20 protein-coding genes and 1 pseudogene are annotated in these 25,205 nt (G+C 69.8%); 9 read left to right on the top strand and 12 right to left on the bottom strand.

Going from position 1 to position 25,205, the window contains the following annotated elements; all coding sequences use genetic code 11:
* Positions 1–65: 65 nt before the first annotated feature.
* The 7 genes and pseudogenes from N8I87_RS38825 to N8I87_RS38795 all read right to left on the bottom strand — a co-directional run bounded on the left by N8I87_RS38825 (position 66) and on the right by N8I87_RS38795 (position 6,546).
* A complete protein-coding gene (locus tag N8I87_RS38825; RefSeq protein WP_263216886.1) occupies positions 66–389 on the bottom strand; it encodes a DegT/DnrJ/EryC1/StrS family aminotransferase in 324 nt (107 codons plus the stop codon).
* 98 nt (positions 390–487) lie between these two features.
* Positions 488–1,183 (bottom strand): annotated as a pseudogene (locus N8I87_RS38820) (DegT/DnrJ/EryC1/StrS family aminotransferase); the annotation flags it as partial.
* On the bottom strand, positions 1,180–1,869 hold the full coding sequence (locus N8I87_RS38815; RefSeq protein WP_263215583.1) for an acetyltransferase: 690 nt from the start codon (positions 1,867–1,869) through the stop codon (positions 1,180–1,182). The gene N8I87_RS38815 and the pseudogene N8I87_RS38820, both read right to left, overlap by 4 nt.
* A complete protein-coding gene (locus tag N8I87_RS38810; protein WP_263215582.1) occupies positions 1,866–3,005 on the bottom strand; it encodes a DegT/DnrJ/EryC1/StrS family aminotransferase in 1,140 nt (379 codons plus the stop codon). The genes N8I87_RS38815 and N8I87_RS38810 overlap by 4 nt, the downstream gene beginning before the upstream one ends.
* Positions 3,002–3,997: an NAD-dependent epimerase/dehydratase family protein gene (locus tag N8I87_RS38805; RefSeq protein WP_263215581.1), complete on the bottom strand. Its 996-nt coding sequence runs from the start codon at positions 3,995–3,997 to the stop codon at positions 3,002–3,004. The genes N8I87_RS38810 and N8I87_RS38805 overlap by 4 nt, the downstream gene beginning before the upstream one ends.
* Before the next feature lie 30 nt (positions 3,998–4,027).
* Positions 4,028–5,083 carry a Gfo/Idh/MocA family protein gene (locus N8I87_RS38800; RefSeq protein WP_263215580.1) on the bottom strand — a complete coding sequence of 352 codons (1,056 nt, stop codon included), beginning with the start codon at positions 5,081–5,083 and terminating at the stop codon, positions 4,028–4,030.
* A gap of 23 nt (positions 5,084–5,106) precedes the next feature.
* Positions 5,107–6,546, bottom strand: a complete 1,440-nt coding sequence (locus N8I87_RS38795; RefSeq protein ID WP_263215579.1) for a sugar transferase — start codon at positions 6,544–6,546, stop codon at positions 5,107–5,109.
* Positions 6,547–6,828: 282 nt separating this feature from the next.
* On the opposite strand from N8I87_RS38795, the gene N8I87_RS38790 reads away from it, so the two are divergent.
* Genes N8I87_RS38790 through N8I87_RS38780 form a run of 3 tightly spaced genes read left to right on the top strand, consistent with a single transcriptional unit; the run spans position 6,829 to position 10,035 of the window.
* Positions 6,829–7,692 carry a glycosyltransferase family 2 protein gene (locus tag N8I87_RS38790; protein WP_263215577.1) on the top strand — a complete coding sequence of 288 codons (864 nt, stop codon included), beginning with the start codon at positions 6,829–6,831 and terminating at the stop codon, positions 7,690–7,692.
* A gap of 25 nt (positions 7,693–7,717) precedes the next feature.
* Entirely contained in the window at positions 7,718–8,989 is a 1,272-nt protein-coding gene (locus tag N8I87_RS38785) for an MFS transporter (protein ID WP_263215575.1), read from the top strand.
* Positions 8,986–10,035 carry a TolB family protein gene (locus tag N8I87_RS38780; protein ID WP_411577339.1) on the top strand — a complete coding sequence of 350 codons (1,050 nt, stop codon included), beginning with the start codon at positions 8,986–8,988 and terminating at the stop codon, positions 10,033–10,035. Before N8I87_RS38785 ends, N8I87_RS38780 begins: the two co-directional genes overlap by 4 nt.
* 99 nt (positions 10,036–10,134) lie before the next feature.
* Here the strand turns inward: N8I87_RS38780 and N8I87_RS38775 are convergent, their stop codons facing one another.
* Together N8I87_RS38775 and N8I87_RS38770 are read right to left on the bottom strand one after the other, a co-directional pair.
* Positions 10,135–10,809, bottom strand: a complete 675-nt coding sequence (locus N8I87_RS38775) for a hypothetical protein (protein WP_263215573.1) — start codon at positions 10,807–10,809, stop codon at positions 10,135–10,137.
* A gap of 109 nt (positions 10,810–10,918) precedes the next feature.
* Positions 10,919–11,149: a hypothetical protein gene (locus N8I87_RS38770; protein ID WP_263215572.1), complete on the bottom strand. Its 231-nt coding sequence runs from the start codon at positions 11,147–11,149 to the stop codon at positions 10,919–10,921.
* 434 nt (positions 11,150–11,583) lie between these two features.
* Here N8I87_RS38770 and N8I87_RS38765 point away from each other — a divergent pair, with 434 nt between their 5' ends.
* Together N8I87_RS38765 and N8I87_RS38760 are read left to right on the top strand one after the other, a co-directional pair.
* The gene (locus N8I87_RS38765; protein ID WP_263215571.1) at positions 11,584–11,730 is read left to right on the top strand and encodes a hypothetical protein; all 147 of its coding nucleotides are present in this window, start codon (positions 11,584–11,586) and stop codon (positions 11,728–11,730) included.
* A 7-nt stretch (positions 11,731–11,737) separates the two neighbouring features.
* Positions 11,738–12,739: a peptidoglycan-binding protein gene (locus tag N8I87_RS38760; RefSeq protein ID WP_263215570.1), complete on the top strand. Its 1,002-nt coding sequence runs from the start codon at positions 11,738–11,740 to the stop codon at positions 12,737–12,739.
* A 75-nt stretch (positions 12,740–12,814) separates the two neighbouring features.
* On the opposite strand, the gene N8I87_RS38755 is transcribed toward N8I87_RS38760, so the two are convergent.
* The 3 genes from N8I87_RS38755 to N8I87_RS38745 all read right to left on the bottom strand — a co-directional run bounded on the left by N8I87_RS38755 (position 12,815) and on the right by N8I87_RS38745 (position 15,023).
* On the bottom strand, positions 12,815–13,933 hold the full coding sequence (locus tag N8I87_RS38755) for a hypothetical protein (protein ID WP_263215569.1): 1,119 nt from the start codon (positions 13,931–13,933) through the stop codon (positions 12,815–12,817).
* 99 nt (positions 13,934–14,032) lie between these two features.
* Positions 14,033–14,464 (bottom strand): GNAT family N-acetyltransferase, encoded by a 432-nt coding sequence (locus tag N8I87_RS38750; RefSeq protein WP_263215568.1) that lies wholly within the window; start codon positions 14,462–14,464, stop codon positions 14,033–14,035.
* 94 nt (positions 14,465–14,558) lie between these two features.
* Positions 14,559–15,023, bottom strand: coding sequence for an ATP-binding protein (locus tag N8I87_RS38745; protein WP_263215567.1), 465 nt, complete (start codon positions 15,021–15,023; stop codon positions 14,559–14,561).
* Between the two features lie 1,211 nt (positions 15,024–16,234).
* Here N8I87_RS38745 and N8I87_RS38740 point away from each other — a divergent pair.
* From N8I87_RS38740 to N8I87_RS38725, 4 genes are all read left to right on the top strand, one after another.
* Complete coding sequence (locus tag N8I87_RS38740) at positions 16,235–16,639, top strand: hypothetical protein (protein WP_263215566.1); 405 nt, start codon at positions 16,235–16,237, stop codon at positions 16,637–16,639.
* A 434-nt stretch (positions 16,640–17,073) separates the two neighbouring features.
* Complete coding sequence (locus tag N8I87_RS38735) at positions 17,074–17,334, top strand: DUF5988 family protein (RefSeq protein WP_263215565.1); 261 nt, start codon at positions 17,074–17,076, stop codon at positions 17,332–17,334.
* 60 nt (positions 17,335–17,394) lie between these two features.
* Positions 17,395–18,711 carry a beta-ketoacyl synthase N-terminal-like domain-containing protein gene (locus tag N8I87_RS38730; RefSeq protein ID WP_263215563.1) on the top strand — a complete coding sequence of 439 codons (1,317 nt, stop codon included), beginning with the start codon at positions 17,395–17,397 and terminating at the stop codon, positions 18,709–18,711.
* Positions 18,712–18,869: 158 nt separating this feature from the next.
* Positions 18,870–25,196, top strand: a complete 6,327-nt coding sequence (locus tag N8I87_RS38725) for a type I polyketide synthase (RefSeq protein WP_263215562.1) — start codon at positions 18,870–18,872, stop codon at positions 25,194–25,196.
* The last annotated feature ends 9 nt before the right edge of the window (positions 25,197–25,205 follow it).

Genomic DNA, 25,205 nt, shown 5'->3' with positions numbered 1-25,205 from the left:
CTCTCAGCGGTGCTGTGCAGGACCGACCCGTGACGGTCGGGGTGGAGCGTGAAACCGGTGGCCGATCAGCTGCCGAGCGCGTCGGTGAGGGTGTCCACGACGCGCTGCTGCTGGTCGGGGGTGATCTGCGGGTAGAGCGGCAGTGACAGGATGCGGTCGGCCGCCTGCTCGGCGTTCGGGAAGTCGCCCCGGGCATGGCCGAGATGGCGGTAGGCCGGTGTGAGGTGGACCGGGGCGGGATAGTGCACGCCCGCGCCGATGCCCTCGGCGTTGAGCTTGCCCACGATGTCGTCGCGGTCCGCCCCGGCGACCTGGACGACGTACAGGTGCCATACGTGGACGTTGCCCGGCGCGGTGGTCGGGAGTACGACCCGGCCGGCGGCCGCCAGGTCCGCGAGCAGCGCGTCGTAGCGGGCCGCGGCCGCCCCCGGGCCGCGTTGCCGTCCGCCAGCCGCGCCAGCTTCGCGCGCAGGACGACGGCCTGCAGTCCGTCCAGGCGGCTGTTGAACCCTGGTACGTCGTGGCGGTACTTGGCGACTCCGCCGTGGTTGGCGATCGCGCGGACCAGGCCGGACAGTTCCTCGTCGTCGGTCAGCACCGCGCCCGCGTCGCCGTAGGCGCCGAGGTTCTTGCCCGGGTAGAAGCTGGTGGCCGCGATGCCGCCGCTGCCCGGCGAGCGGCCGTCGCGGGTGGCGCCCTGGCACTGCGCGGCGTCCTCGACGACCCGTACGCGGTCGGGAAGCCGACCGGTCAGCTCCGTCACGTCGGCCAACTGCCCGTAGAGGTGGACGGGTACGACCGCGCGGGTGTCCGGGCCGACGGCGTCCAGTGCGGCCTGGGGGTCGAGCAGATAGCTGTCGGGCAGGCAGTCCGCGAGGACCGGACGCGCGCCGGTTCTGGCCACCGCACCCGCGGTGGCGATGAAGGTGTTGGCGGGCACGACGACCTCGTCACCGGGCCCGACTCCGACGGCGCGCAAGGCGAGTTCGACGGCATCGGTGCCGTTGGCCACGCCCACGCAGTGCGCGACGTCGCCGAAGTCCGCGTACTCGCGCTCGAATCGGCGAACCTCGTCGCCTCCGATGAACGCGGTGTGGGCCAGGACCCGTTCGAATCCGGCCCGTACGTCGTCGGCGACTTCTTCATGGGCCGCCTTGAGGTCCACCAGCGGAATCCGGTTCATAGGACGGGTCCCCCCATTGTTCGCGTGGCGAGTTCGTCGAGCGCCGGGGCGGCCGCCTCGCGCAGCCGCCGGGCCGGGCTCCCCGCCCAGACCTCGCCCGGCGGCACATCGCCGAGCACGGTGCTCCCCATGCCGATCAGCGACCAGGCGCCGACCGTCGTGCCTTCCCTGACCAGGGCCCCGGAGCCCACGTACGCGCCCCGCTCCAGCCGTGCGCCCCCGCCCAGGCGGACGCCGGAGGCGAGCGTGACGAAGTCCTCGACCACGTCGTCATGGGTGAGGACGACATGCGGCATCACCGCGACATGCGCGCCCACCCGCACGGCGGCGGTGAGCACACAGTGCGCGAGCAGGACCGAGCCGGGCCCGACGTGCGAGGTCTCCGACACCGCCGCCGTCGGGTGGATCACGGTGGCGTAGCGTTCCGCGGGCAGGTCGAGCCTGCGGACCAGATGGGCGCGGGCGGCGTAGTCCCTGGGGTTGCCCACGCAGATCACCGCCCGGGCGTCGGGCAGCTCGTGGACCAGGTCACAGCCGCCGAGCACGGGCACGCCGTCCACCTCGGTGCCGTGCAGGGCGGCGTTGTCGTCCAGGTGCCCGAGCAACTCGGTGTCGCCCGCGTCCCGTACGGCCTGTGCGGTCTCCCGGGCGAACCCGCCCGCGCCGATGATCAGGAGCCCGCTCATCTTCGGGCCTGTTCGCGCAGCGCGGCCACGACCCGGTCCTGTTGGGCCTCGGTCATCGTGTGGAACAGCGGCAGGATCAGCGAGTCGCGGCTGATCCGCTCGGTGAACGGCAGCGGGGCGCCGGGGTGTCCCTCGTAGGCGGGTTCGAGGTGCGAGGCCATGATCCCGCGCCGGGCGGAGACGCCGGCCTGGGCGAGCGCGGCGAGCAGCTCGTCACGGCCGACGGGGAAGTCCTCGGCCAGGAGCACCCAGTAGGACTGGAAGTTGCTCTGCCCGTGCGCGGGGTCGCGTACGGGGGTGAGGCCGGGGACGCCTTGCAGCAGTGCGTCGTACCGGGCCGCCAGCTCGCGGCGGCGGACGGTCATCACGTCGAGTTTCTGGAGCTGGACCAGGCCGATCGCGGCCTGGACGTCCGTCATCCGGTAGTTGTAGCCGACCTCGAGGTAGCTCTCCAGGACCGGCTTGCCGCTCGCATGGCGCTCCGCCGCCGAGACGTTCATCCCGTGCTCGCGCAGCCTGCGCAGGCGTGCCGCCCACTGGGCGTCGTCGGTGGTGACCATGCCGCCCTCGCCGGTGGTGACGACCTTGCGGGGGTGGAAGGACCAGGCGGCGATCAGCGCGCCGTGGCCCACGGACTTGCCGCCGACGGTCGAGCCGATGGCGCAGGCCGCGTCCTCGACCAGGGGAAGGTCCCAGTCGGCGCAGGCGGCCCGCAGGCTGTGCACATCGGCCGGTACGCCGCCCTGGTGGACGACGAGGACGGCCTTGGTACGGGGAGTGCGGACCGCGTCCACGGTGGCCGCGGTCAGATTGCCGGTGGCGAGGTCGACGTCCGCGAACACGGGCTCGGCCCCGATGTAGCGCACGGCGTTGGCGGTGGCGATGAACGACAGCGAGGGCACCACGACCTCGTCGCCGGGCCTCAGGCCGAGTGCGACGAGCGACAGGTGCAGGGCGGTGGTGCACGAGCTGACGGCGACGGCGTGCTCGGCGCCCACCCGCTCCGCGAAGGCCCGCTCGAAGGCGGTGACCCGGGGTCCCTGGGCGACCCACCCAGACAGCACCGCGTCGGAGGCGGCCTTGGCCTCCTCCTCGCCGAGCCAGGGGATCATCACGGGGATGCGGTCGGCGCTCATCGCGAGGCCTCCCCGGCGGCGGCGCCGGCGGCGCGCTCCGCACGCCACCACTCCACCAGGTCCCGCAGTCCCGTGCGCAGGTCGATCCGCGCGGTGAAGCCGAGCCGTTCGGCGGACTGTGTGGTGTCCGCGAGCCGCCGGGTGACGCCGTTCACGGTGCGGGCGGGCCCGTGCACCGGTGCCAGGTCCGATGCGCCCATCGCGTCCAGCAGGCCCTGGGCGAGCTCGAGCAGCGAAGTCTCCGTGCCGTTGGCGATGTTGAACACCTCGTCGGTGAGATCCGACTCGGCGGCCAGCACATTGGCTCGGGCGATGTCACGCACGTCGACGAAGTCCATGGTCTGCGTGCCGTCGCCGAGGATCAGCGGCGGCTCGCCCGCCTCGATGCGCTCCATCCAGCGGATCAGCACCTCGGTGTAGAGGCCGTGGATGTCCATCCGGGGGCCGTAGACGTTGAAGTAGCGCAGGGCCACATAGTCCAGTCCGTACATGGCGTGGAAGCTGCGCAGCATGCCCTCGTTGAAGGCCTTCGCCGCGCCGTAGAACGTGTCGTTGTTGTACGGGTGATGGCGTTCGGTCGTCGGGAAGGTCTCGGCCATGCCGTAGACGGACGCGGAGGACGAGGCGATCACCTTGCCCACCCCGGCCTCGGCCGCCGCCTCCAGGACGTTGAAGGTGCCGTCGACCAGGACCTCGTTGGCGAGCCGGGGTTCCTCCGCGCACTGGGTGATGCGTATCGCGGCGAGGTGGAACACCAGGTCGGCGCCCTCGGTGACCTTCCGCACGGTGGCGGAGTCCCGGACGTCGCCCTCCACGACCTCCACGACGCCGCTGGGCAGGGCCCGGGCGAGGTTGGCCCGCCGCCCACGCACGAAGTTGTCCAGCACCACGACCTCGCGGGCACCGCCCTCGGCCAGGAGGTCGACAAGGTTGGAGCCGATGGTGCCGGCTCCCCCGGTGACCAGGATCTTCTTGCCTCGTACGCTGCTCAACTGCCCTGCCCTCTCAGTGGATTGAGACCCTCAGTGCCCGGCGCGCAGGCCGACGACCGCGCCCCGGAATTCCAGACTCCGGGACGCCGCCTCAAGAATGTCCAGCACCCGCAGGCCCGCCCGGCCGTCGGTCAGTGGCGCCCGCCGGTCCCTGATCGCGTCGGCGAACTCCTCGACCATGCTGCGCAGCGCTTCCTTCTCACCGATCGCCGGCGCGACCATGTCACCGGAGCGGTAGGAGACGAGCATCTCCCTGCGCTCGTCCGCACCGATCTCCTGCGGCGCGGCCAGGTCCACGCCCCGGTCGTAGATCGCCACACGCTGGACGGGATTGAGGTCGTCCCAGATGAGGGTGCGTTTGGCACCGCCCACCATGGTGGTGCGAACCTTGGTCGGGGAGAGCCAGTTGACGTGCACGTGGGCGATGGCGCCCGTGTTGAGCTGGAGCGTCAGATAGGCCACGCAGGCCTGTCCCGCGCCGATCGGGTCGGCCCCGTGGGCGGCGACGGCGACCGGCTCGACGTTGTCGGGGAGGATGAAGTCCAGGATGGACAGATCGTGCGGGGCCAGGTCCCACATGACGTCGATGTCCTTCTGGACGAGCCCGAGGTTGATACGGACCGAGTCGACGAAGTGGACCTCGCCGAGTTCCCCGGAGCGGACCAGTTCCCTGATACGGCCCACGGCGGGCGTGTAGCAGTAGGTGTGGTCGCACATCAGGGTGAGCCCGCGCTCCTCCGCCTCGGACACCAGGCGCATTCCGTCGGCGTAGGTCGCCGCGAGCGGCTTCTCCACGAGGACGTGCTTTCCGGCGCGCAGGGCTGCCAGGGCGATGTCGAGGTGGGTTCCGGCGGGCGTGGCCACGGCGACGGCGGCCACGGAGGGGTCGGCGAGCACGGCCGCGTAGTCCGAGGTCGCCTGGACGGTCGAGTAGCCGCCGAGAACCCGCTGGGCCCGCTCCACGTCGAGGTCGCACAGCCAGCGCAGCCGGAACCGCTCGCTGCCCTGGAAGTTGCGTACGAGGTTGGGCCCCCAGTAGCCGGCCCCGACGACCGCGACCCCCAACGGCTCCGCACTCTGCGTCACTTGACTCCTCTTCCGTCGGTCCATCAGTACGCCCCCGTTCCGCGCACCACCGCGGATCCGGTGCGCAGCAGGATCGACAGGTCAAGGCCCATCGACCAGTTGTCCACGTATCCGAGATCGAGCCGGACCGCCTCGTCCCAGGGCAGGTCGGAGCGGCCGCTGACCTGCCACAGTCCGGTGAGGCCGGGCTTCACGAGCAACCGGCGCTTGATGTCCGGCGTGTACTCCTCGACCTCTTCGGGCAGCGGCGGGCGGGGGCCGACGAGCGACATATGGCCCTTGACCACGTTGATGAGCTGGGGCAGTTCGTCCAGCGAGCTGCGCCGCAGGAACGAGCCGACCCGGGTGATCCGTGGGTCTTCCTTCACCTTGAACAGCAGGCCGTCGCTGTTCTGGTTGAGGTGCTCCAGTTCCGCCCTCAGGGCCTCCGAGTCCTGCCGCATCGTGCGGAACTTGAGCATGGTGAAGTGGTCGCCGTACCGGCCCACCCGCGGCTGTCTGAACAGCGCGGGGCCGGTGCTGTCCAGCCGGACGATCAGGGCGATCAGCAGCATGGGCAGCGCGAGGAGGAGCAGGAGCGCCGCCGCGAAGGAACGATCCAGCAGTTCCTTGGGCAGCCGGGAGACCCGGGAGAGGTTCGGCGCCTGTATCCGTACCAGCGGCACCCCGTTGGTGGGCCGTACCGCCAGCCGGGAGGCGGAGACGTCGGCCAGCACGGGGGCCAGCAGGAAGTCGACGCCCTGCACGGCCGCCGTCCAGGACATCCGGCGCAGGACGGAGGCGTCGTACTCGGGTGCCGGCAGCACCACCACGGTGCCGATGCCCAGGGCCCGGATCACGTCGTTCATGTCGCCGACGCCGCCGAGGACGGGGAGCCCCAACTTGCGGATGTCCCTGGCGTTTTCCGGATCGCTCAGGCACACTCCGGACGCCTGGAGCTCCTGTACGCCGCCGCGCCGTAACACGGCGACCAGCTCCATGATGCCGCGCGACGGCCCGACCAGGAGCGTCGCGCTCCGGTCCCGGCCCCGCGCCCAGCGTCTGTGCAGCCGGCGGCGCAGCGTGTACCGGACCGTCAGGGCGATCGCGGTGGCCGGCACCGCAGCCATGGTCATGTCATGGAAGAGGCCGGAGTCGTGCCTGAACAGGTAGTACGCACACGCGGCCAGCGCCGGCAGTGCGACACCGCCCCGAAGCACCCGACGGTACTCCTCGGTCCCCATGCCCAGCGTGCCGCGGTCGTAGGAGCGATGCGCGAACATGGCCGCGATCCACACCGGGGGCAGCACCAGGGCCACCGCCCAGCGGCCATAGGCCGCGTGGATCAAGAAAGCCGCGGCAGCCGCCGCTAATCCGTCCGCGACCAGGAGGACGATCCGGTACTTCTGTTCCCACCGTCTTCGGCGCGCTTCCGGACTCCTGCGCTCCACAACCAGTTGCTCATGCGTGACCTCAATGGTCATGCTCCCCCCACCACATGCGCGGCTACCCCTGACCGAAGTGCCCTTCACTCAGCGGCACCGGAAAGCGAGGGAGCATCAGCGGTCCCCAACCGCCTCATGCCCCCAGCATGCTGGTTACTGACTGTCAAAAATGCTCAACAAGCCGAACCGTGACAAACAGTCAAGACCAGTTCCCCACCCAAACCGGTCCGGCGAACCTCAATCTAGACCACGGGACGCAGCCGCGGGAACAGTTGGACGAAACACACATCGCAATAGCGACACCGGCGGCATACTGCCCAGGTGACGAGCATCGTGATACCGGCCCACAACGAGGCGCGAGTCATCGGACGGCTCCTCGATTCGCTGCTGGCCGATACCTCCGAGGGCGAATCCTTCCAGGACGATACGGACATCGTGGTCGTATGCAACGGCTGTACGGATGACACCGCACGGATCGCGGCCGCTCGCGGCCCACGCGTGCGGGTGGTCGAGATCCCCGTCCCCTCCAAGCACACCGCCCTGCGGACGGGAGACGATCACGCGCGTGGCTTCCCCCGCGTGTATATGGACGCCGACATCGTGATCGCGGGCGCCGACGTACGGGCGCTGACCGCACCCCTGAACGACGACACCTCGGGCATCCTCGCCACCGCCCCGGAACGGCGGATCCCGCTGGACGCCTGCGCCTGGCGGGTCCGGGCCTACTACCGGGTGTGGCAGCAACTACCCACCGTACGCGAGGGTTTGTTCGGCCGAGGGGTCATCGCCGTCTCCAAGGCCGGGCACGCCCGGATCGCCGCGCTGCCGCCACTCATGGCGGACGACCTGGCCGCGTCCCTGGCCTTCGCTCCCGAGGAGCGGCTAGTGATCGACGCGGCCCGAGTCGTGGTCCACCCGCCGCGCACATGGCGGGATTTGATCAGGCGTCGGATCCGAGCCGCCGTGTCCACCGCCCAGGTCGAACAGCATCAGAGCCCGGAAGAGGCCTCGGCACGCACGAGTACGACAGATCTCAAAGCGCTGCTGCGCAGGGAGCCGAGGCTCTTCGCGGCTGTCGTAGTCTTCGTCGCGGCGGCGGTCGTCGCCCGGCGGGGGGCCGGAAAGGCCATCCGGGCACAGGACTTCGGCACCTGGCTGCGGGACGAGAGCAGCCGGCAGAACTGATCGCACCGCACCTGGAGCCTTGATCATGTATCTCACCGACCGCTCCGCGCCGCCGGCGGCCGACTCCGGGCCGGGCCGAAGACGCGGCCTTCGGCCCAAAGTCGCCCCCGTCGTGCTCATGCTGGGCACGGTCAGCCTGATCACCGACATCTCCTCGGAGATGGTCACCGCCGTCCTGCCGCTCTACCTCGTCACCACCCTCGGCTTCAGCCCGCTGGGATTCGGCACCCTCGACGGCGTTTACAACGGCGTCAGCGCTCTGGTCCAGCTGACCGGCGGACACCTCGCCGACCGAGTACGCAACCACAAGCTCATGGCCGGACTCGGCTACGGCCTGTCGGCGCTGTGCAAGCCGCTGCTCCTGCTCGCGGGCAGCCTCGGCACGCTCGGCACGGTCCTCGCCCTGGACCGGACCGGCAAGGGCCTGCGCACCGCCCCACGCGACGCGATGATCTCGCTGTCCACGGCGGCCGAGAACCAGGGCCGGTCCTTCGGCGTACACCGCGCGATGGACACCACCGGCGCGATGCTCGGCCCGCTGGCGGCCTTCCTCATCCTGCGCGCGGCCGCCGACGGCTACGACGCCGTGTTCGGCGTGAGCGCGTGCGTCGCCGTGCTCGGTGTGCTCGTACTGGTGCTGTTCGTACCCGGCAGACGGCAAAGAGCGCAGACGGACGAAGCAGGCGCACCGGACGGCAGAGCGCCTGTCCGCCTACGCGAGGCGCTGGCGCTGCTGCGCCTGCCGCGACTACGCGCGCTCGCGGGCTGTGCCGCGTTGCTCGGCCTGACCACGGTCAGCGACGCCTTCGTCTATCTGCTCCTGCAACGGCGCGTGGGCATCGGCGAGGAGTGGTTCCCGCTGCTGCCGCTGGGCACCGCCTCGGTGTTCCTGCTGCTGGCCGTGCCCGTCGGCGCAGTGGCCGACCGGGTCGGACGGCACACGGTGTTCCTCGCCGGGCATGCGGGTCTGCTCACGGGCTACGCCCTCCTGCTGTGGGCCCCGGCCACGCCGGCTCTCCCCTGTCTCGTACTCGCCCTGCACGGCATCTTCTACGCGGCCACCGACGGCGTGCTCCCCGCCGCCCTCGCCGGGCTCGTGCCCGAGCAGCTGCGCGCCAGCGGCCTCGCCATCGTCGGCACCAGCCAGGCGCTGGCCCGGTTCTGTTGCTCGCTGGCCTTCGGCGCCGCCTGGACGACGTGGGGCGACGGCCCGGCGCTGGCCGGTGCGGCGATCGGCCTCCTGTGCTGCGCGGCCGTCGCCGGCATGGTGCTGCGGCCGACGAAAGAAGCCCGATGACCACCACCGCCACGAGGATCCGGATGACACCGCAGCGCCGCCGCCTTCTCATATTCGTCGCGGCGGTGCTGCTCCTCGCGGGGCTGGGGACCGGTGTGGTCCTGCACGCCGCCGCCCGCGCGGATCGGGCGAACCAGCCGCAACCGGGCGGCCCCACGGTCACCGCAGGCAGGTTGACACTCAGCCAGAAAGGCCGCCTGGCCTTCCTCAACGCGGCTGCCGGCCCGCACCGCACCGCGGTCGTCTCGGTCCCGTCCGCCGACCCCAGGGGCGGACGGATCGCCACGAACCTGAAGTGCGCGCGTTTCTACGCGGCGGCCGATACGGGTGTCTGCCTCCAGTCCGTCACCGGTGTCCTGAAACAGAGCAACCGTGCCCTGCTCCTGGACGCCGGCCTCCGCACCCTGCGCACCTTTCCCCTCGCGGGCACGCCCAGCCGCGCCCGGGTCTCGCCCAGCGGCCGCTTCGTCGCCTGGACCGTCTTCGTCTCCGGCGAGTCCTACTCGTCCGCCTTCTTCTCCACCCGGACCTCGGTCCTGGACACCCGCACGATGGAGCTGATTCCCAGCCTCGAGACGTTCTCCGTCGTCAAGGATGGCAAGCCCTACCACGCCTCGGACATCAACTTCTGGGGTGTCACCTTCGCCTCCGACGACGACACGTTCTACGCCACCCTCAACACCGCCAACCACACCTACCTGGTCCGCGGTTCACTGTCCCGGCAGCAGGTCACCACCCTGATCCAGAACGTGGAGTGTCCGTCGCTCTCCCCCGACGAGACCCGTGTCGCCTTCAAGAAGCGGGTCCTGTCCGGTACCGCTCTGTGGCACGAGTACGTCCTCGACCTGAGCACCCTCAAAGAGACGGCGCTCGCCGAACGCCACAGCGTCGACGACCAGGCCACCTGGCTCGACGACCACACCATCGCCTATGCCCTACCCACCGATGGCAAGGTCGGCAGCAGCGACCTGTGGACCGTGCCCGCGAACGGCACGGGGACTCCTCGCCTGCTGATCGCGGGGGCTTCTTCTCCGGCGCCGTTGTAGCCCCCCGGACCGGCCCACCGGCGGCCGAGCAGCCCCCGGCTGCCCCGCGGAGATACGAACCGCGAGACAGCCGGGCACGCAATCGGTGGATCAGCCTTGTCAGCCTTGGACGATGAACGTCTTGGCCTTACCGGACCGGCTGGAGCAGGACTGCTTCTCCTTGGCGGTCATCTTCCGGGACTTGACGACCACGGCGTTGCTCTGGCCGTCCGTTCCGTTCGGGGCGGGCCCCGTGATGACGTCGGGGACGAACCAGAAGTAGTGGCCCCACTTCCGGTCGTCGTAGTGGGTCTGCCAGGTGCCGGAGACGGTCTGCATCACCTGCGCACGGGAGATCCAGCCGACTTCGCCGGGCTTCACCGTCATGTTGATGGAGCTGGTCTCCGAGTGCGAGCTCGACCAGGTGTGGCTGTAAGTCGCCGTCACGCTGACATCGATGATGTCGGCGATCTTGCCGCCGACGGTCACGGACACACCCGCCGAGTCCGTGGAACCGACCGTGTCGGACCAGGTCATCGACTGGGTGGCCGCCGAGGTGCTGCAGTTGTAGAGCGAGTCGGAGACCCGGTGGAAGTCACCGAGGTACGCCTCGCCCAACTGGGGTTCGTTGAAGCTGCACTTGCCCACACCCGAGTCGCAGTCGGCTATGAGCTGCGCCCGGGTGGGCTGGTCATCGGCCGAGGCGGGGCCGGCCATCGCCGCGACCATGCCCAGGGCAGCCGCCGAGAGCGCCAGCATCCGTCCGCCGTTGCGCATCATGCGGTTGTTCGCCATACATGTTGCCTTTCGCTGTGCATGAGGGGGGTCGGCGATCACCGGCAAAGCGACTGAGCACCTACCGCGATCACCGCCGGTTGCGATCTAGAGAGACGCAACAACTGACTTATCTACACCACCAGTTGATGAAATCCCAGCCATGGGCGACCTTCTGCCCGTAAATGATCGGCAGATCCGCATCGGCTCCTGCGATGACGAGCCGCTCTGCCTGGCCGACGAAGGTGGCCGACCGCCACTGGGTCCGGTCACGAATGAGGCTCGCGCCCACGGTGATCACGTTCTGTGAAGGCCGATTTCGCCAACCGGTGTTCACCGGCTGTCCAGCGACGTCCCGCATGCACACGGGTCCTGGCACCAGGCCGGATCTGCCGGTCGACGGCCCCGGCACCGACCGGCGTCGGCCAGGGCCGATCAGCGTCCCCGACCCTGGGGGAACTGCCCGAGGTGAACCGCACCGCCCGCCGCCGGGCGATTCACCCTCATCTCAGGCGTAGTTGGGACCGCGGGAGGATACCGGACGGCGCCATCCCCGGGACCGGTTGAGGGCCGGGGCCGCGTTGTCGACGGCGATATGCACCGCGACCTGCGGTGCGGCCATTGATCAGGGTGACGGAACCGGCTGCCCATTCAATTCCCGGCCCGCTGAACTCAGTGGTGCAAGGCGGTCGCCCCGCCTTCCGATGCCGGCCTCGCCACGAACACGTGGTGGTGCCGGGCCGGTCGGCGGCGGGGCGGCGCATCACTCGAGACAGCGACAAGGAGTCAGTGTTCATGAGCGAGAACGAGCAGGCCCCGCCGTACCCGGAGGGCGGCGCGGGCGTCTTCGACGTCGACCCCGACCAGACCGGCATCAGCCAGGACCCCGACCACGAGGTCACCGACGACCTCGACGCCCTCCCCGACGACATGGAGCTCTGACACCGCCATGGGAACAGCAAAGGGAATGATCGCGGCCGCCCGCAAGCTGCTGGGCACCACCGAGCACCCGCCCGGCTCGAACCACAACCTCATCACCTCCTGGTACGGCTTCTCGGGAGCGTGGTGCGACATGTCCATCAGCTACGAGGCCGCCCACTCCGACAACCTCAAGGCCGTGATGGGCAAGTTCGCCCTGACCACCGCCCACGCCCGCGCCTTCCAGTCCCACGGCCGCTGGCACTACGGCATGGGTGGCATGCGCCCCGGTGACGTCGTGTTCTTCGACTTCTCCGGCGGCCGCTCCATCAGCTCCATCAAGCACGTCGGCCTGGTCGAGGCCGTCCACTCCAACGGCACCATCACCACCCTGGAGGGCAACACCTCCGACGCGTTCCGCCGCCGGGTCCGGGGCCGCGCCTGCGTGGTCGGCTACGGCCGCCCCGCCTACGACAACGCCGCCCCGATGCCCAGCCACGACGGCATCCTGCGCCTGGGCTCGACCGGTAACGCCGTCAAGACCCTCCAGAAGAACCTCAACAGCGTCCAGAAGGCCGGCCTCACCGTCGACGGCCGGTTCGGGCCCGCCACCGACAAGGCCGTCCGCACCTTCCAGGCCAAGCACAAGCTGACCGTGGACGGGGAGTACGGGCCGCACACCGCCGCCGTCATGAAGGCGGCCCTCGCCGGGCACACCGGCGTGATCAAGCCGAAGGCGCTGGTCACCGCACCCGCACTCCTCGATGTGGACGGTCAGTTCGGGCCGGCCACCTGTGCGGCGCTGCAGCGGGTGCTGAACACCAAGGCGTCCGCCGGGCTGGAGGTCGACGGCGCCTTCGGACCGCTGACCGTCAAGGCCCTGCAGACCTATCTGCACGTGACCGCCGACGGCATCACCGGCCCCGCCACCACCACCGCCCTCAACAAGCACCTCGGCCTGACGCCCCAGGACACCTGGGACGACAACACCACCAGCCAGCTCCAGAAGGCCCTCAACGCGGGCGCCTTCTGACAGCTGACCGATGGCAGCGGTATCGGCGTCCGGCCTGCCTGTCGGGCGCCAATACCCTGCCCCAAGCTGCGCGGCTCAGCTCGGCGGACCGGCCAGCGTGATCATCCGGTGCATGCCGGCCACGGGGATCGCAGGATTCTGGGACGCGTCCTTGGCACTGCGCTCGTCGAGGAGCAGCGGGACGAGCGCCGAAGGAGGCAGGGCTGCGTTTCGCCAGGCCGGCCGGTGGACCCTGTACTCCGCGTCTCCGGCCAGCCGGACGGCGGATGCGGTGGACAGACGCGGATCAGCGGCAGCGCGGGCGCGTACGTCGGGGTCGGGGTCGTGGCTGAAACACTCGACCAGTTCGTCGGGCGAGTCAGGATCGTCGAGCGCGAGCAGACGTATGCGCGGGCTCGGGTCGTCCGCGAAGCGGAGCAGATCGTGCCGGGGGAAGTTGGGGTGGTTGCGGGGGCGGCCGGGGAACGAAAAGCTGCCCGACCACCACGTCCACACATCGAGGAGCATCTCCGCCGGGGCGTCGTCGCAGGACTCGGCGAGAAAGAGGTGCACGACGCGGTCCTCGTCGCGAGCGAGGAGGCTCACCACGTCCTCAGGCAGCCGCGGCGCGCGGGCCACGCTGCGGCGGATCCATCGTTTGGGAGACGCCGCCAACTGCCGCATGGCATCCGGGTTTTCGTAGAGGGCGGCTACCCACCACAGCGCGTAGGTCCTGTGGTACTCATCGACATGGGGAACCGCGTCGGCCAGGACGGCGATCTCGGTCGGCGTCGTGGGCGGTTGAGCATCGGGATGCGGCGGGCGCTCGATGCCCCTTCCCGCGGTCGTCCATGGGCGGCGTACGGCCTGTTCCGCTGCCATCTCTTCGAGCACCTCGCGCAGTGCCTGGCCGGGTGTGACCGCCAGAAGCCGGTCCCACTGTGCGGGTGAGAGCCGGCCCGACTCGGCGGCCGCCAACCGGATCCTCCTGGCAGGGTGCTCAACAGCCGCGTCCAGGACGCCGGGAGGAAGGTGCTCGCGGTACAGGAACCACACCTCCCCCGCGTCAAGGAGACGGACGAGCACCTCCACGGGCGCCTCCCGATTCAGCCCGAGACCGCTCAGCCATTCCTGCGCCACGTACTCCGAGGGCCGCGCCCCCTCGGACAACGCGTCCCACCCGTCCCGTTCATCGACGTTCTCGGAAAGATTCATGACGGCGATTCTGAAAGAGCCCAGTGGCACGGGCAATGCGCGCGAGCTGTGCCTTTGCTCCTACGAAAAGGGGCGCTGACCTGTCATGATGGTGACGATTCACCCCGACGACGGGGTGCCACGATGCCGGCACCACTCCGGCGCCGGAATCGACATCACCGTCGCGTCCACCCGCTCGCCCTCCCAGAGCAGAGCGTCACGCAGTACGCCCTCGGCGACGAACCCCACCTTCTCGTACACGCGGCGGGCTCGCGGATTGAACACGTAGACCTCCAGCGAGATGCGATGGAGTCCGAGCTTCTCGAAGCCCCCCACGATCAGACGGGTGGCCTCCGTCCCCAGTCCGCGGCCGTAGGTGCCGGGCACCAGACAAATACGGAAGCCGCAACTCTCATCGACCGGGTCCCACATGACGTTCCCCGTTGTCTGGTCGACGACGGCAAGGTCCAGCCGGTCGTCCTCTTCCTGACGGGTGTCGTAGCGACGGCTTGTTGAGGAAGTCGGGGCGCACGGCACTTCGAACATGATCATCCACGGCCGCATTGTGTCCGGCCGACCCGCTCGACGTCCTCCCGATATTCGCCGGGTGACCAGGTCACTGTGACCCGCGCCGCCCGCGCCGATCTCATGTGAGGGGGACGGTGGCCCAGATCGATCGGGTGCCGTCGCGTTCTATGCGAGTGCCAAGTGCTCGGGCCGAGCTGGCGACGATGCCGAGGCCGCGGCCGAAGCCGGGGGCGTTGTGCCAGTGCTTGGCGGACATCGCTGTCCCTTGGTCGCGTACCTGGATCCGAAGGTGATTCTTGTTTCTTTGCAGGTTGGCGCTGATGACGGAGCTGCCCGTGTGCACGATGGCATTCGTGGCGAGTTCCGTGGTGATCAGCAGTGCCGTATGGCGAATGTCCTCGTCCGTCAAGAGTTGCTGGTCGAGCCATGAGCGAGTCAGGCTACGGCAGACCGGGACGGCGCGGTCCACGGCCGGGAGTCGGAAGGTGATGGTACGCGATCGGGACCCGACGTCGGTGAATGCGCGAGCCGAAGGCGTATCGGGCCACCGCTCGATTTCTTGGCGGGAAATGGTGATGGGCACGCACGTACGTGCAGTCGTTAACATGACTCTCCTGGAACTCGCGAGTGCACAAAAGCAGTTAGGGGCTGGTGGCTCGCGGCGACATGCGGCGATTTCCATGACGCGGCTCGGCTTACGGCGTGACACGAAGGCGCTCGCACGGCAAAGGGGCGCAGTCGCGCAATGGACACTCCGGTGTGCCGGCGAATCGCGTCGGCTTCGCCCTCCCCTGGGCCGGAGACGGCGAAACCACCGCACCGTGGTGGAGCGGCGGCTTGTCAGACTGATTGTGGGCTGTGAGTACGAGCGCTCACGGAGCTCCTCGTTCTGCAACCTGCTCCTATCCGCCGGACGCCGGGGTTCGTGTGCAGCGCGTCAGCCGACGCCGGCGCCGGCGTCGGCTGACGGATCCAACCCCTCTCATGGGGTGCCCATCGTGGCAACCCGTCCTTCTGCGGCCGACACGAGGCCGACGCGTTCCATGGGTTGGGCAACCACTCCCCCGGAGAGGACAGGCGGCCCACCGTTGGATGTAACAGTTATCCGTCCAGGCGGCGTATGGCAGCAACAGGCGACGGTGTTCCAACACTCGAATGGCGTACTTCGTATGATGGAATATTCGTTCATATGTGCCCTGGACAGATGACAGCCTTATATCCTACGGGAGTTGGGCGCCAAGGCCGTACAAGAAGCTGCCCCCCGGAAACGCCAAGAGGCCGTGAGTGAATCTTCGCTCAGCCGTGACGTTTCAGCAAGTCACAGTAAAGCAGAAGTTCGGCCGGTGGCGGGCCCGTCGTGCCTTCCCGCAAGACACCGGCGTTCCGGTGGGTCGACTCCAACCTGGCGGTTCAGCAGCCGACTTCAGTCATTCTCTGCACGCCAGGACAAGGGCAACCACCAGGCTCAGCACACACTCCTGTTGGAGCCGTGGATGTGGTTTCACGTGGATCGCACATCGCGCCGTACTCCGATCGAGTGATGCGGGACCGCCCCTCTTGAGGTATCACTCGCCCGTGCTGCATTACTGGATTACGAACCGGCGGGTTGCCCATCCCTTTCCGGGGACGTGACTGCTACCCGCTCCGGTCGTCACTCCCAGCGCGCGAAGTGCGCGGCGATCAGGTCGAGTTCTCGTTCCCGATGCAGGACGTCCCCCGAAACACATGGGGTTCCACTCCCGACGGCGTCGATGCCAATGAGCGCGTATGTCATCTTTCCAAGGGAGTGCCATCATGTTTCGTTCTCGTCTTGCCGCCGCCACCGTCAGCGCTGTCCTGGCGGCGGGCGCCGTAGTGGGCATTGCCCCGCTGGCCCTGGCGGCCCCGGCCACGGCTGCCTCACCGTGTGTCAACGATCTGTTGGCGGCGCAAGCGTCCAACAACGATGCCATCACTGCCGACCAGGTCGGCGACACCATGACCGCCCGCACCCACAACCTGTCCACCACCACCTCCCTCGGCGCGGCGATGAACGACTGCTTCGGCCAGCCGCAGATCGTGGGGGCCAACATCCTCACGGCTTCCGGGCACAACGCGGGCGCCCTCCTCTCCAACCTGGTCGGCGCCTCGAGCGCGGCCCTGAGCTCCGAGCTGGCGGCCGCTTCCGCGATCGACCAGGCGCTGGCCAACGCGAGCTGACCGGTACATACAGGGCGGGTACCTGATAGAGCCCCTTGCCTCCCGCCCCGGCATACGCCGGACCTGACACCCCCCGGACCGACGCGCCCCTGGTCCGGGGGGCCGTAAAAGCCGGGCATTCACGGTCGCAGCGGCGGCGACGGTGAATGCCCGGCCCAACCGGTGACTAGGGGTCGTTGCGCTCGGCGCGAGAGGCGATGGCTCCATTCTTCACATGGCGAGGTCATCATGCTGCTTGTCGCCTTTCTCAATTCGCTGAGCCGAGCCTGTCTCCTGGCGTCCAGGTTGCTGCTTCCCGCGCGTGCCTGCTCTCCGCCCACGGTTCAGAGCGCAGAGTCGCCGCATGCGGACGGAGTTGACCCAACACCGCGTGACGCAGGGCGCATTCAAGGGAGAGGGAATCGCAAGGAAAAGGGAATCGCAGGGGATGACAGGTGAGCATCCGTCCCCTGCGCGTCACACCGACACCGGAGCCGGACATGCCGAACTCTATTCGGGTCATTCTTTCCGGGGGGCCGGAGTGGGTTCCCCTTCCCGCCGTATGGGAAGTCGAATCCCTCGAAGCCGAACCCAAAGTCAAGATCCTGTGCGGGAATGCCTATGAACACTTCGAGTTCTCGGGCTCGTACTCGGCACGGGACGACGAGCACATGCCCGTCTACCGCTGGTGCCAGCGCACTTATGTGGCCGAATAACCCATCGCGTTCCTGAAGGAGAAACGCCATGAACAATCCACTGTCCTCTGCGAGTCACTCGTGAGCCGGCGGACCGGGGCACGCGCCCGGGACGCCGTGGTCACCGGAATCGGGCTGTGTCTTCCGGGGACGGAGTCGGCGGTGTTCACCGCGGACGACCTCTGGCACATCGCCTCTGCCGGAACGTCCTGCCTCGTCAAGAAGGGCGTCTACTACGGCAGCGTGGACCTGCCGAAGGACACGTTCGAAGAGCGGGTACCCGGCGTTCCCGAGTTCTTCTCACGCCACTACACGGACGCCCACCGTTTCGGACTGGTGTCCCTGTCCGAGGCGTGCGCGGATGCCGGCCTCGATGTCCAGCGCGATCTGGAAGAGGCCGCCGTCCTGGTGGGCCGCGGCGGGGTGGACGCCAACATCGACAGCTATCTCGCCGTACTGAGAGCCGATCCCGCGACCTATCCCGTCGCCGAGGCGCTGGAGATGTTCGTCGCCGCGGAGCAGGCCGTCACCCCCTCGGACGTCGCTCTGGTCCAGGGCGCGCTGACCCGGTCGAAGGGTGCCAACTTCACCGTGTCGTGCGGCTGCGCGTCCTCGGCCCTGCAGATCGGCCTCGCCCAGCGTCTGATCGCCACCGGAGAGATCGACATCGCCGTGGTGACCGGCGTCGACGTCTTCAGCGTCACCCTCATCCGCAACATCCAGCGCCTGCTGAGCGGAGCCCAGCAGACCTACGACGCCATGCGATCCCAGGACATGCCCAGCCTCCTGCCGTCGTTCGGCGCTCTGATGCGTCCCTACGACCGGCGGGCCGACTGCATCAACCACGGGGAAGGTTCGGCGACCGTCATCCTCGAGAGCCGGGAACATGCCTTCGGACGGGATGCGCGCGTCTACGGTCAGGTCCTGTCGCAGGCCACCACCCGCGACGGGCTTGCCAATCCGCTGGCCTGCGACGAGACGGGGAAGGCACTGGTGTCCGCCGTGCGCCGATGCCTCGGTGACACCTGGGAGATCACCCAAGTGCCCTATGTCCACGGGGGCAGCGACGGCAACGTGGTGGTCACGACGTTCGAGGCGAACGCGGTCCGTGAGCTGTACGGCCCTGCCTCCCGCGACCTGCTCATGTCCTCGCAGGAGGGCTGCTTCGGCCACAACGGCGCCCCGGCGGGCTGTCTCGGGGTGGCGCTGACCCTGCTGATGATGAACCACGGCCAGGTCTGTCCGACGGCCAACTGCGAGGAGCCGGCGGACTGTCTGACCTTCGATCCGGTTCCGGGGACCGCGCCCCGCCCCCTCGACTTCGACTACGCATTCAGCTTCAACTACCAGGTCGGGGGCGTCAAAAGCGCGATCCTGCTGGGAAGCCCCGACGTCTGAGCCGACTCCGGGGCTCGGCCGTCTCCCCGCTCCGGGGCGCCCCCTCGCCTCCCTCCCCCTGCCCGCCCCGCCTACCGCGCGGCCTGCCACGCGGCACACCTCCTTCTCCCCGAGCAGCACTCATTCCCACCTCTCCCCTGGACGACAAGGAGACTCCCGTGGCCAACGACAACCACCGCCCGCGCCTCCCGCACACCCCCATCGCCGTCATCGGCATGGGCTGCCGACTCCCCGGAGACGCCGACTCCCCTGCCGCCTTATGGCGCCTGTTGGTCGAGGGCCGGGAAGCGGTGGGCGCTCCGCCTCCCGGCCGCGAGATGACCGACCCCGCACAGGGAGCGCCGACCGACGCACCACCCGTCCTCCACAGAGGCGGGTACCTGAAGGACGTCTCCCGGTTCGACGCCGACTTCTTCGGAGTCGCCGGTCGCGAGGCCGACGTCCTCGACCCCCAGCACCGGCTCCTGCTGGAGGTCGTCTGGGAGGCCCTCGAACACGCCGGGCTGCCTCCCGACCGGCTCGCCGGTTCCCCGACGGGCATTTTCACGGGCCTGAGCTACAACGACTACATGGACCAGCTGGCCGGCCGACCCCAGGAACTCGAAGGTTCCATCCTGACGAACGGTCACTGTGTCGCCGCCGGCCGCGTCTCCTATCTCCTCGGTCTGCACGGCCCCAGCATCGCCCTCGACACCGCGTGCTCGTCCTCCCTGGTCGCCTTCCACCTGGCCTGCTCCGCGCTGCGCCGCGAGGAGTGCGACCTCGCGCTGGCCGCCGGCGTCACGCTCATGCTCGCCCCGCGCATCACCCGGTCCTTCGCCAGGATGGGCATGCTGTCCCCGACCGGGCGCTGCCACACCTTCGATGCCGCCGCGGACGGTTTCGTCCGCGGCGAGGGGTGCGGCGTCGTCGTACTCAAGCGGCTGGCCGAGGCCCGCAGGGACGGCGACCGCATCCTCGCCGTCGTACGTGGGTCGGCCGTGAACCAGGACGGCCGCTCCGACGGCCTCGCCGCCCCGTCCCCCGCCGCCCAGCAGGCTCTCTACCGCACGGCACTCGCCCGGGCCGGGGTCGACCCGGCCCATCTCTCGCTGATCGAGGCCCACGGCACCGGTACCCCCGTGGGTGACCCGGTGGAGTTCGCCAGTCTTGCGGCCGTGTACGGCAACGGCCTGTCTCCCTGCGCTCTGGGCTCGGTCAAGACCAACCTCGGCCACCTGGAGCCCGCCGCGGGCATCACCGGACTGATCAAGACCGTGATGTGTCTTCAGCGCGGGATCATCCCGCCCAACCTCCACTTCACCCACTGGAACCCGGCCATCCACGCGGACTCGACCCGGTTCTTCGTCCCCCTGGAATCCACGCCGTGGCCGAAGAAGCAGCCGGTCAGGCTGGCCGCCGTCTCCTCGTTCGGGTTCTCCGGCACCAACGCCCACGTCATCCTGCAGGAGCCGCCGCAGTCCCGCCGCGCCGGCCTGCCGACCCCCCGCCGGCTCCGGACGGCTCCACCCGAGGTGGTGCTGGTGGCGGCGGGATCCCAGCGGGCCCTGCCGACTGCCGCCGGCCGTCTGGCCGACTGGCTGGCCACCGACGGCGGCGACGTCCCGCTGCGGGACGTCGCGCACACGCTGGCCCTGCGCCGCAGCCCCGGCCGAGGGCGCCTCGCGGTCATCGCCTCTTCCCGCAGCGAGACCATCGACGCGCTACGGCTGTTCGTGAACGGAACACCGGATCCGGCCCTCATCGCCGGCGCGGCCGATGTCACCGCACCCCGCAGGCCGGTGTTCGTGTTCTCCGGCCAAGGCTCCCAATGGCCCGGCATGGGACGCGAACTCCTCGCCCGGAACGAGGACTTCGCCAAAGCTCTGTCCGCCGTCGACACCCTCGTCCGCGGCGAAGCGGGCTTCTCCGTCCTGGAACTGATCCGGGCCGGCGAACCCGTCTCCGGATGCGAGCGGATCCAGCCGGTGATCTTCTCCCTGCAGATCGCCCTGGCCGCGGCCTGGAAGGCCCACGGCGTCCAGCCCGCCGCCGTCATCGGTCACTCCATGGGAGAAGCCGCGGCCGCGGTCGTGGCCGGAGCGCTCACCCTCGCCGACGGTGTCCGCGTCATCTGCCGTCGCTCGGCACTGCTCAAGCGGATCGCCGGTACGGGTGCGATGGCCAGCGTCAGCCTGGACCGGGTCTCGGTGGAGGCCGCCCTGACCGATGCCGGGACCGACGCCGTGTCCGTCGCCGTCCTGGCCGGACCCGACACCACCATCGTCTCCGGCGACACCGACCAGATCACCCAGCTGATCAGCAGATGGGACCGGCAGGGCATCCGCGCCGTTCCCATCGCGGTCGACGTCGCCTCTCACAGCTCTCACGTCGACCCGCTCCTGAACGATCTGCGTCAGGCCCTGTCGGGTCTGGCCCCGCGGCCGCCGCGGATTCCCTTCTACTCCACCGTGGCCGAGGACCCGCGCCACACACCCCTCCTCGACGCCGCCTACTGGTGCGACAACCTGCGCCACCCGGTGCGCTTCCACCCCACCGTGGCCGCGGCCGCCCAAGACCGGCACCAGATCTACATCGAAGTCTCACCCCACCCCGTGGTCACCCAGTCGCTCGTCGAAAGCCTGGCCCGACTGGCCCCCGATGCCGTGGTCCTGCCCACCTTGCGTCGCGCACAGGACGAAGCCACCACCTTCCGAACCCAGCTCGCCACCCTCCACTGCAACGGCGGCACCGTCGACTGGAGCCCCTTGTACGGCGACGGGGACCTGACCGACGCTCCCACCATCACCTTCGACCGTGCGCGCCACTGGGCCGCGGGCCCGGCGCCGGCCACCGGCACGGGCGCCCTGCCCGGCCTGCACACCGAAGTTCCCGGTGACCAGACCCGCCACACCTGGCGCGCCACCGCTCCGGCCCGCCACCTGCCCTGGCTCAAGGACCACCGGGTCCACGACACCTGCGTCCTGCCCGGCGCCGGCTTCTGCGCCCTGCTCCACACCACAGCCCGCACCGCTCTCGGTGGTGGCCCCGCCACACACACCCACCTGAGCGGCATCACCTTCCATGACCTGCTACGGCTGAACGACGACACCGACCTGAGCACCACCGTCACCCTCGCCACCGGCGAGCAGGCCACCTGCGAGATCCACTCCCGCAACCCGGACGGCTCCTGGCAGTTGCACGCCTCGGCCGTCGCCCGCCACGACCTCTCGACCCGCATCACCCGCGCCGCATCCGTCCCCGACCTCGACCGCAAGCACCCCGTCCCCCTCACCCCCGCCGGGCTCTACGCCAGGCTGCGCGCCTGTGGACTCGAACACGGCCCGGCCTTCACCGGCATCACCACTTTGCACACCACGAAGCGGCAGGACAGCTTCTGGGCCCGCATCCAGGTGCCGCCCACCGCCCGCACCCCCGAGCCCGGCCTGAGCATCCATCCCGTCCTCCTCGACCTGTGTCTGCAACTGCTGGTCGCGGGAGCCGGCCACGAGACCCCACCCACGCCGATCCTGCCGGTCCAGGTCCGCGGCCTGCGGATTCTCGGCGACCCCGCGCAGGCGGCCCACGCCCACGCGCGGATCACCGAGAACGGCCACACGACGCTCGCCGGAGACGTCCGTGTCCTGGACGCGCACGGGCGGCCGGTCATCGCCCTCGACGGTGTGCGTTTCGTCCGCCGCGCGCCTGCCGAAGGTACGCCCGTCGATCAGTGGTTCATGGAACACCGTTGGCACCGCGTCCCGCGTCCCCGCAGCGGCCTGGCCAATCCGCCCGGAAACTGGCTCGTCGTGGGTGAGGGCGACGGCGAGGCCGACCGTCTGGCCGCACTCCTGAGCGCCGCCGGCGCCCGGGTCGAGGTGCGGGAACTCCCCCTGAGCGCCGACGGGCTCGCCTCACTGGCCGACACCTACCGCCAGTACCTGGCCGCCGGAGCAGACTCCTGGCGCGGCGTGGTCCTGCTGTGCGGCACGCCCCCGGCCCACGACGCCGACCCCACCCACGGCGCCCAGCAACGGGCCCGGCGGCTGCTCGCCTTCGCCCAGGCCGCCGACGAACACTGCGGAACCTGGCGTCTGTACGCCGTCACGCGGCGCGCGTACGCCGTCACCACGGACGAGCCGGGACACCCCGCCCACGGGACCGTGCGCGGCGTAGCACGCGTCATGGCCGTCGAGCAGCCTCGTATGCGCCCCACTCTCGTCGACACCGACCCCAACGAAAGGGGGCTGCGCGCCCTGGCCGCGGAACTCCTCGCCGACGCGCCCGAGGACGAGGTCGCACTGCGTGGTGGCACTCGCTACGTCGCCCGCGTCGACCGAGCTCCCGTCACGCCCGCCGAACGCACCGCCCGCACCACCCGAACAGTCCGGTTCGGGCAGGACGGATTCCGGCTGCGCGTCGGAAAACTCGGCGATCTCGACAGCCTCGAACTGGCCGCGACCGAGCGTCGCCAGGCCCGCAGGGGCGAGGTCCAGGTTCGCGTCCAGGCCGCGGGCCTCAATTTCCGTGACGTCCTGACCTCGCTCGGCATGCTCGGCTCGGAGCCGCTCACCCCCTACCGCATCGGCTTCGAGTGCGCGGGCGTGGTGAGCGACGTGGGACCCGGCGTGGACCATGTCCGTCTCGGGGACACCGTGCTCGCCGTTCAGCTCGAGGGCGGCTCCTTCGCCTCCTTCATCACTGTCCCCGCCACCGCTGTCGCCCGCGTGCCGCGAGCCTTCGCGCCCGCCACCGCGGCGGGACTGCCCACGGCGTATCTCACCGCGTGGTACGCCCTGCGGCGCGTCGCACGGCTCGCTCCCGGTGAACGGGTACTCATCCACTCCGCCACCGGCGCCACCGGTCGCGCCGCGATCGCGGTCGCCCGCCTCCTGGGCGCGGACGTCCTGGCGACGGCCGGTACCCGGGAGAAGCGGCGCCACCTGCGTGGTATGGGCATCCGCTGCGTCATGGACTCCCGCACACTGGACTTCACCGAACAGACCCGCCAGGCCACCGACGGTCAGGGAGTCGACATCGTCCTCAACTCCCTGTCCGGGCCCGCCGTCCGGGCCGGGCTCGAGAGCCTGCGCCCGTTCGGCCGCTTCGTCGAACTCGGGGTGCGCGACATCATGGCCGACGCCGCCCTCAGGCTCGCCCCGCTGCGCCACAACATCACTTTCAGCACCGTCGACCTCATCGAACTGCAGCAGCGGCGCCCGGAGTTGTTCGCCGCGGTGCTGCGAGAGGTCATGACCCACCTTGCCGCCGGGCGGCTCAAACCGCTTCTGTGCACCGAGTATCCGCTGGAGCGCGCGGCCGACGCCTTTCATCTGATGGCCCGTGCCGGTCACAACGGCAAGATCGTGCTGACCGTCCCCGACCGGGGAGAGACCACGGCTGTCCTGCCCGACGGCCCGTCCGTCGTACGCCCCGACGGCGCCTACATCATCACCGGAGGCCTGGGAGGGCTGGGACTGGCCACCGCTCGCTGGCTGGCTCAGCAGGGAGCCGGCCGCATCGTGCTCAACGGCCGCCGAGCCCCCTCCGTCGATACCGCGCGCGCCGTCAACGACCTGAACACCGACGCCAAGGTCGTTCTCGGTGACATCTCCCGGGACGGCACCGCCGAACAACTCGTCGAGGCCGCCACGGCGGGCGGTGTCCCGTTGCGCGGGATCCTGCACTGCGCCATGGTCCTCGACGACGCCGCACTCGCCACCACCCGGGACGACCAGCTCGAGCGTGTGTGGGCCCCCAAGGTCACCGGTGCCTGGAACCTTCATCGGGCCACGGCGCATCAATCACTGGACTGGTTCGTTCTGTACTCCTCGATGAGTTCGTTGCTGGGCAACGCCGGACAGGGAACGTACGCGGCAGCCAACGCGTGGCTCGACGCCTTCGCCGCCTGGCGCACCCGCAAGGGCCTGCCCACGCTGGCCGTCGACTGGGGTCCCTGGGGTGAGACGGGGCAGGCCGTCGACTTCGCCGATCGCGGTTACGAGACCATTCCCACCCGCAAGGGCCTGGCGGCGCTGCACTCCCTCCTCACCCACCGACGGGTCCAGACCGGTGTGATTCCGGGCCCGCCGAACACCTGGATCCCCCGCGCGGCCGCGGCTTCCAGCCTGTTCGCCCGCCTCGCGCCGGACGGCGCCGAAGTCCCGGAGGAGTCCAAGACCAGCGGCTCGGACATCCATGCCCGCCTCGAAGCCCTGCCGTTGGGCATGGCCCGCCAGACCGCTCTGGAGAGCTACCTCGCCGACCACATCCGCGCGATCCTGCGCACCGGCAGCACCACCCTGGACCCGCACACCCCGCTCAAATCCCTCGGCTTCGACTCACTGCTGGCCACCGAACTGCGCATCCGCCTCGACACCGACCTCGCGGTCCGCCTGGCAAGCAACTTCATCTGGCAACACCCCACCGTGGCCTCCCTCGCCACGGCCCTGATGGTTCACATGGGCCTGGCGCCGCAGGAGGATCCGTCACCCTCCGACGGCTAGTTGTGTGTG

It is taken from the genome of Streptomyces sp. HUAS 15-9 (genome assembly GCF_025642155.1).
GTDB lineage: Bacteria > Actinomycetota > Actinomycetes > Streptomycetales > Streptomycetaceae > Streptomyces.
Note: the sequence above shows the minus strand (reverse complement) of the source record. Positions and strands in the feature narration are given on the sequence as shown.

Bases quoted from the DNA above. Each gene is read 5' to 3' on its own strand.
- N8I87_RS38775 (WP_263215573.1), bottom strand. From the start codon at position 10,809: ATGGCGAACAACCGCATGATGCGCAACGGCGGACGGATGCTGGCGCTC.
- N8I87_RS38760 (WP_263215570.1), top strand. From the start codon at position 11,738: ATGGGAACAGCAAAGGGAATGATCGCGGCCGCCCGCAAGCTGCTGGGC.
- N8I87_RS38795 (WP_263215579.1), bottom strand. From the start codon at position 6,546: ATGACCATTGAGGTCACGCATGAGCAACTGGTTGTGGAGCGCAGGAGT.
- N8I87_RS38740 (WP_263215566.1), top strand. From the start codon at position 16,235: ATGTTTCGTTCTCGTCTTGCCGCCGCCACCGTCAGCGCTGTCCTGGCG.
- N8I87_RS38750 (WP_263215568.1), bottom strand. From the start codon at position 14,464: ATGATCATGTTCGAAGTGCCGTGCGCCCCGACTTCCTCAACAAGCCGT.
- N8I87_RS38815 (WP_263215583.1), bottom strand. From the start codon at position 1,869: ATGAGCGGGCTCCTGATCATCGGCGCGGGCGGGTTCGCCCGGGAGACC.
- N8I87_RS38780 (WP_411577339.1), top strand. From the start codon at position 8,986: ATGACCACCACCGCCACGAGGATCCGGATGACACCGCAGCGCCGCCGC.
- N8I87_RS38810 (WP_263215582.1), bottom strand. From the start codon at position 3,005: ATGAGCGCCGACCGCATCCCCGTGATGATCCCCTGGCTCGGCGAGGAG.
- N8I87_RS38770 (WP_263215572.1), bottom strand. From the start codon at position 11,149: ATGCGGGACGTCGCTGGACAGCCGGTGAACACCGGTTGGCGAAATCGG.
- N8I87_RS38755 (WP_263215569.1), bottom strand. From the start codon at position 13,933: ATGAATCTTTCCGAGAACGTCGATGAACGGGACGGGTGGGACGCGTTG.
- N8I87_RS38785 (WP_263215575.1), top strand. From the start codon at position 7,718: ATGTATCTCACCGACCGCTCCGCGCCGCCGGCGGCCGACTCCGGGCCG.
- N8I87_RS38765 (WP_263215571.1), top strand. From the start codon at position 11,584: ATGAGCGAGAACGAGCAGGCCCCGCCGTACCCGGAGGGCGGCGCGGGC.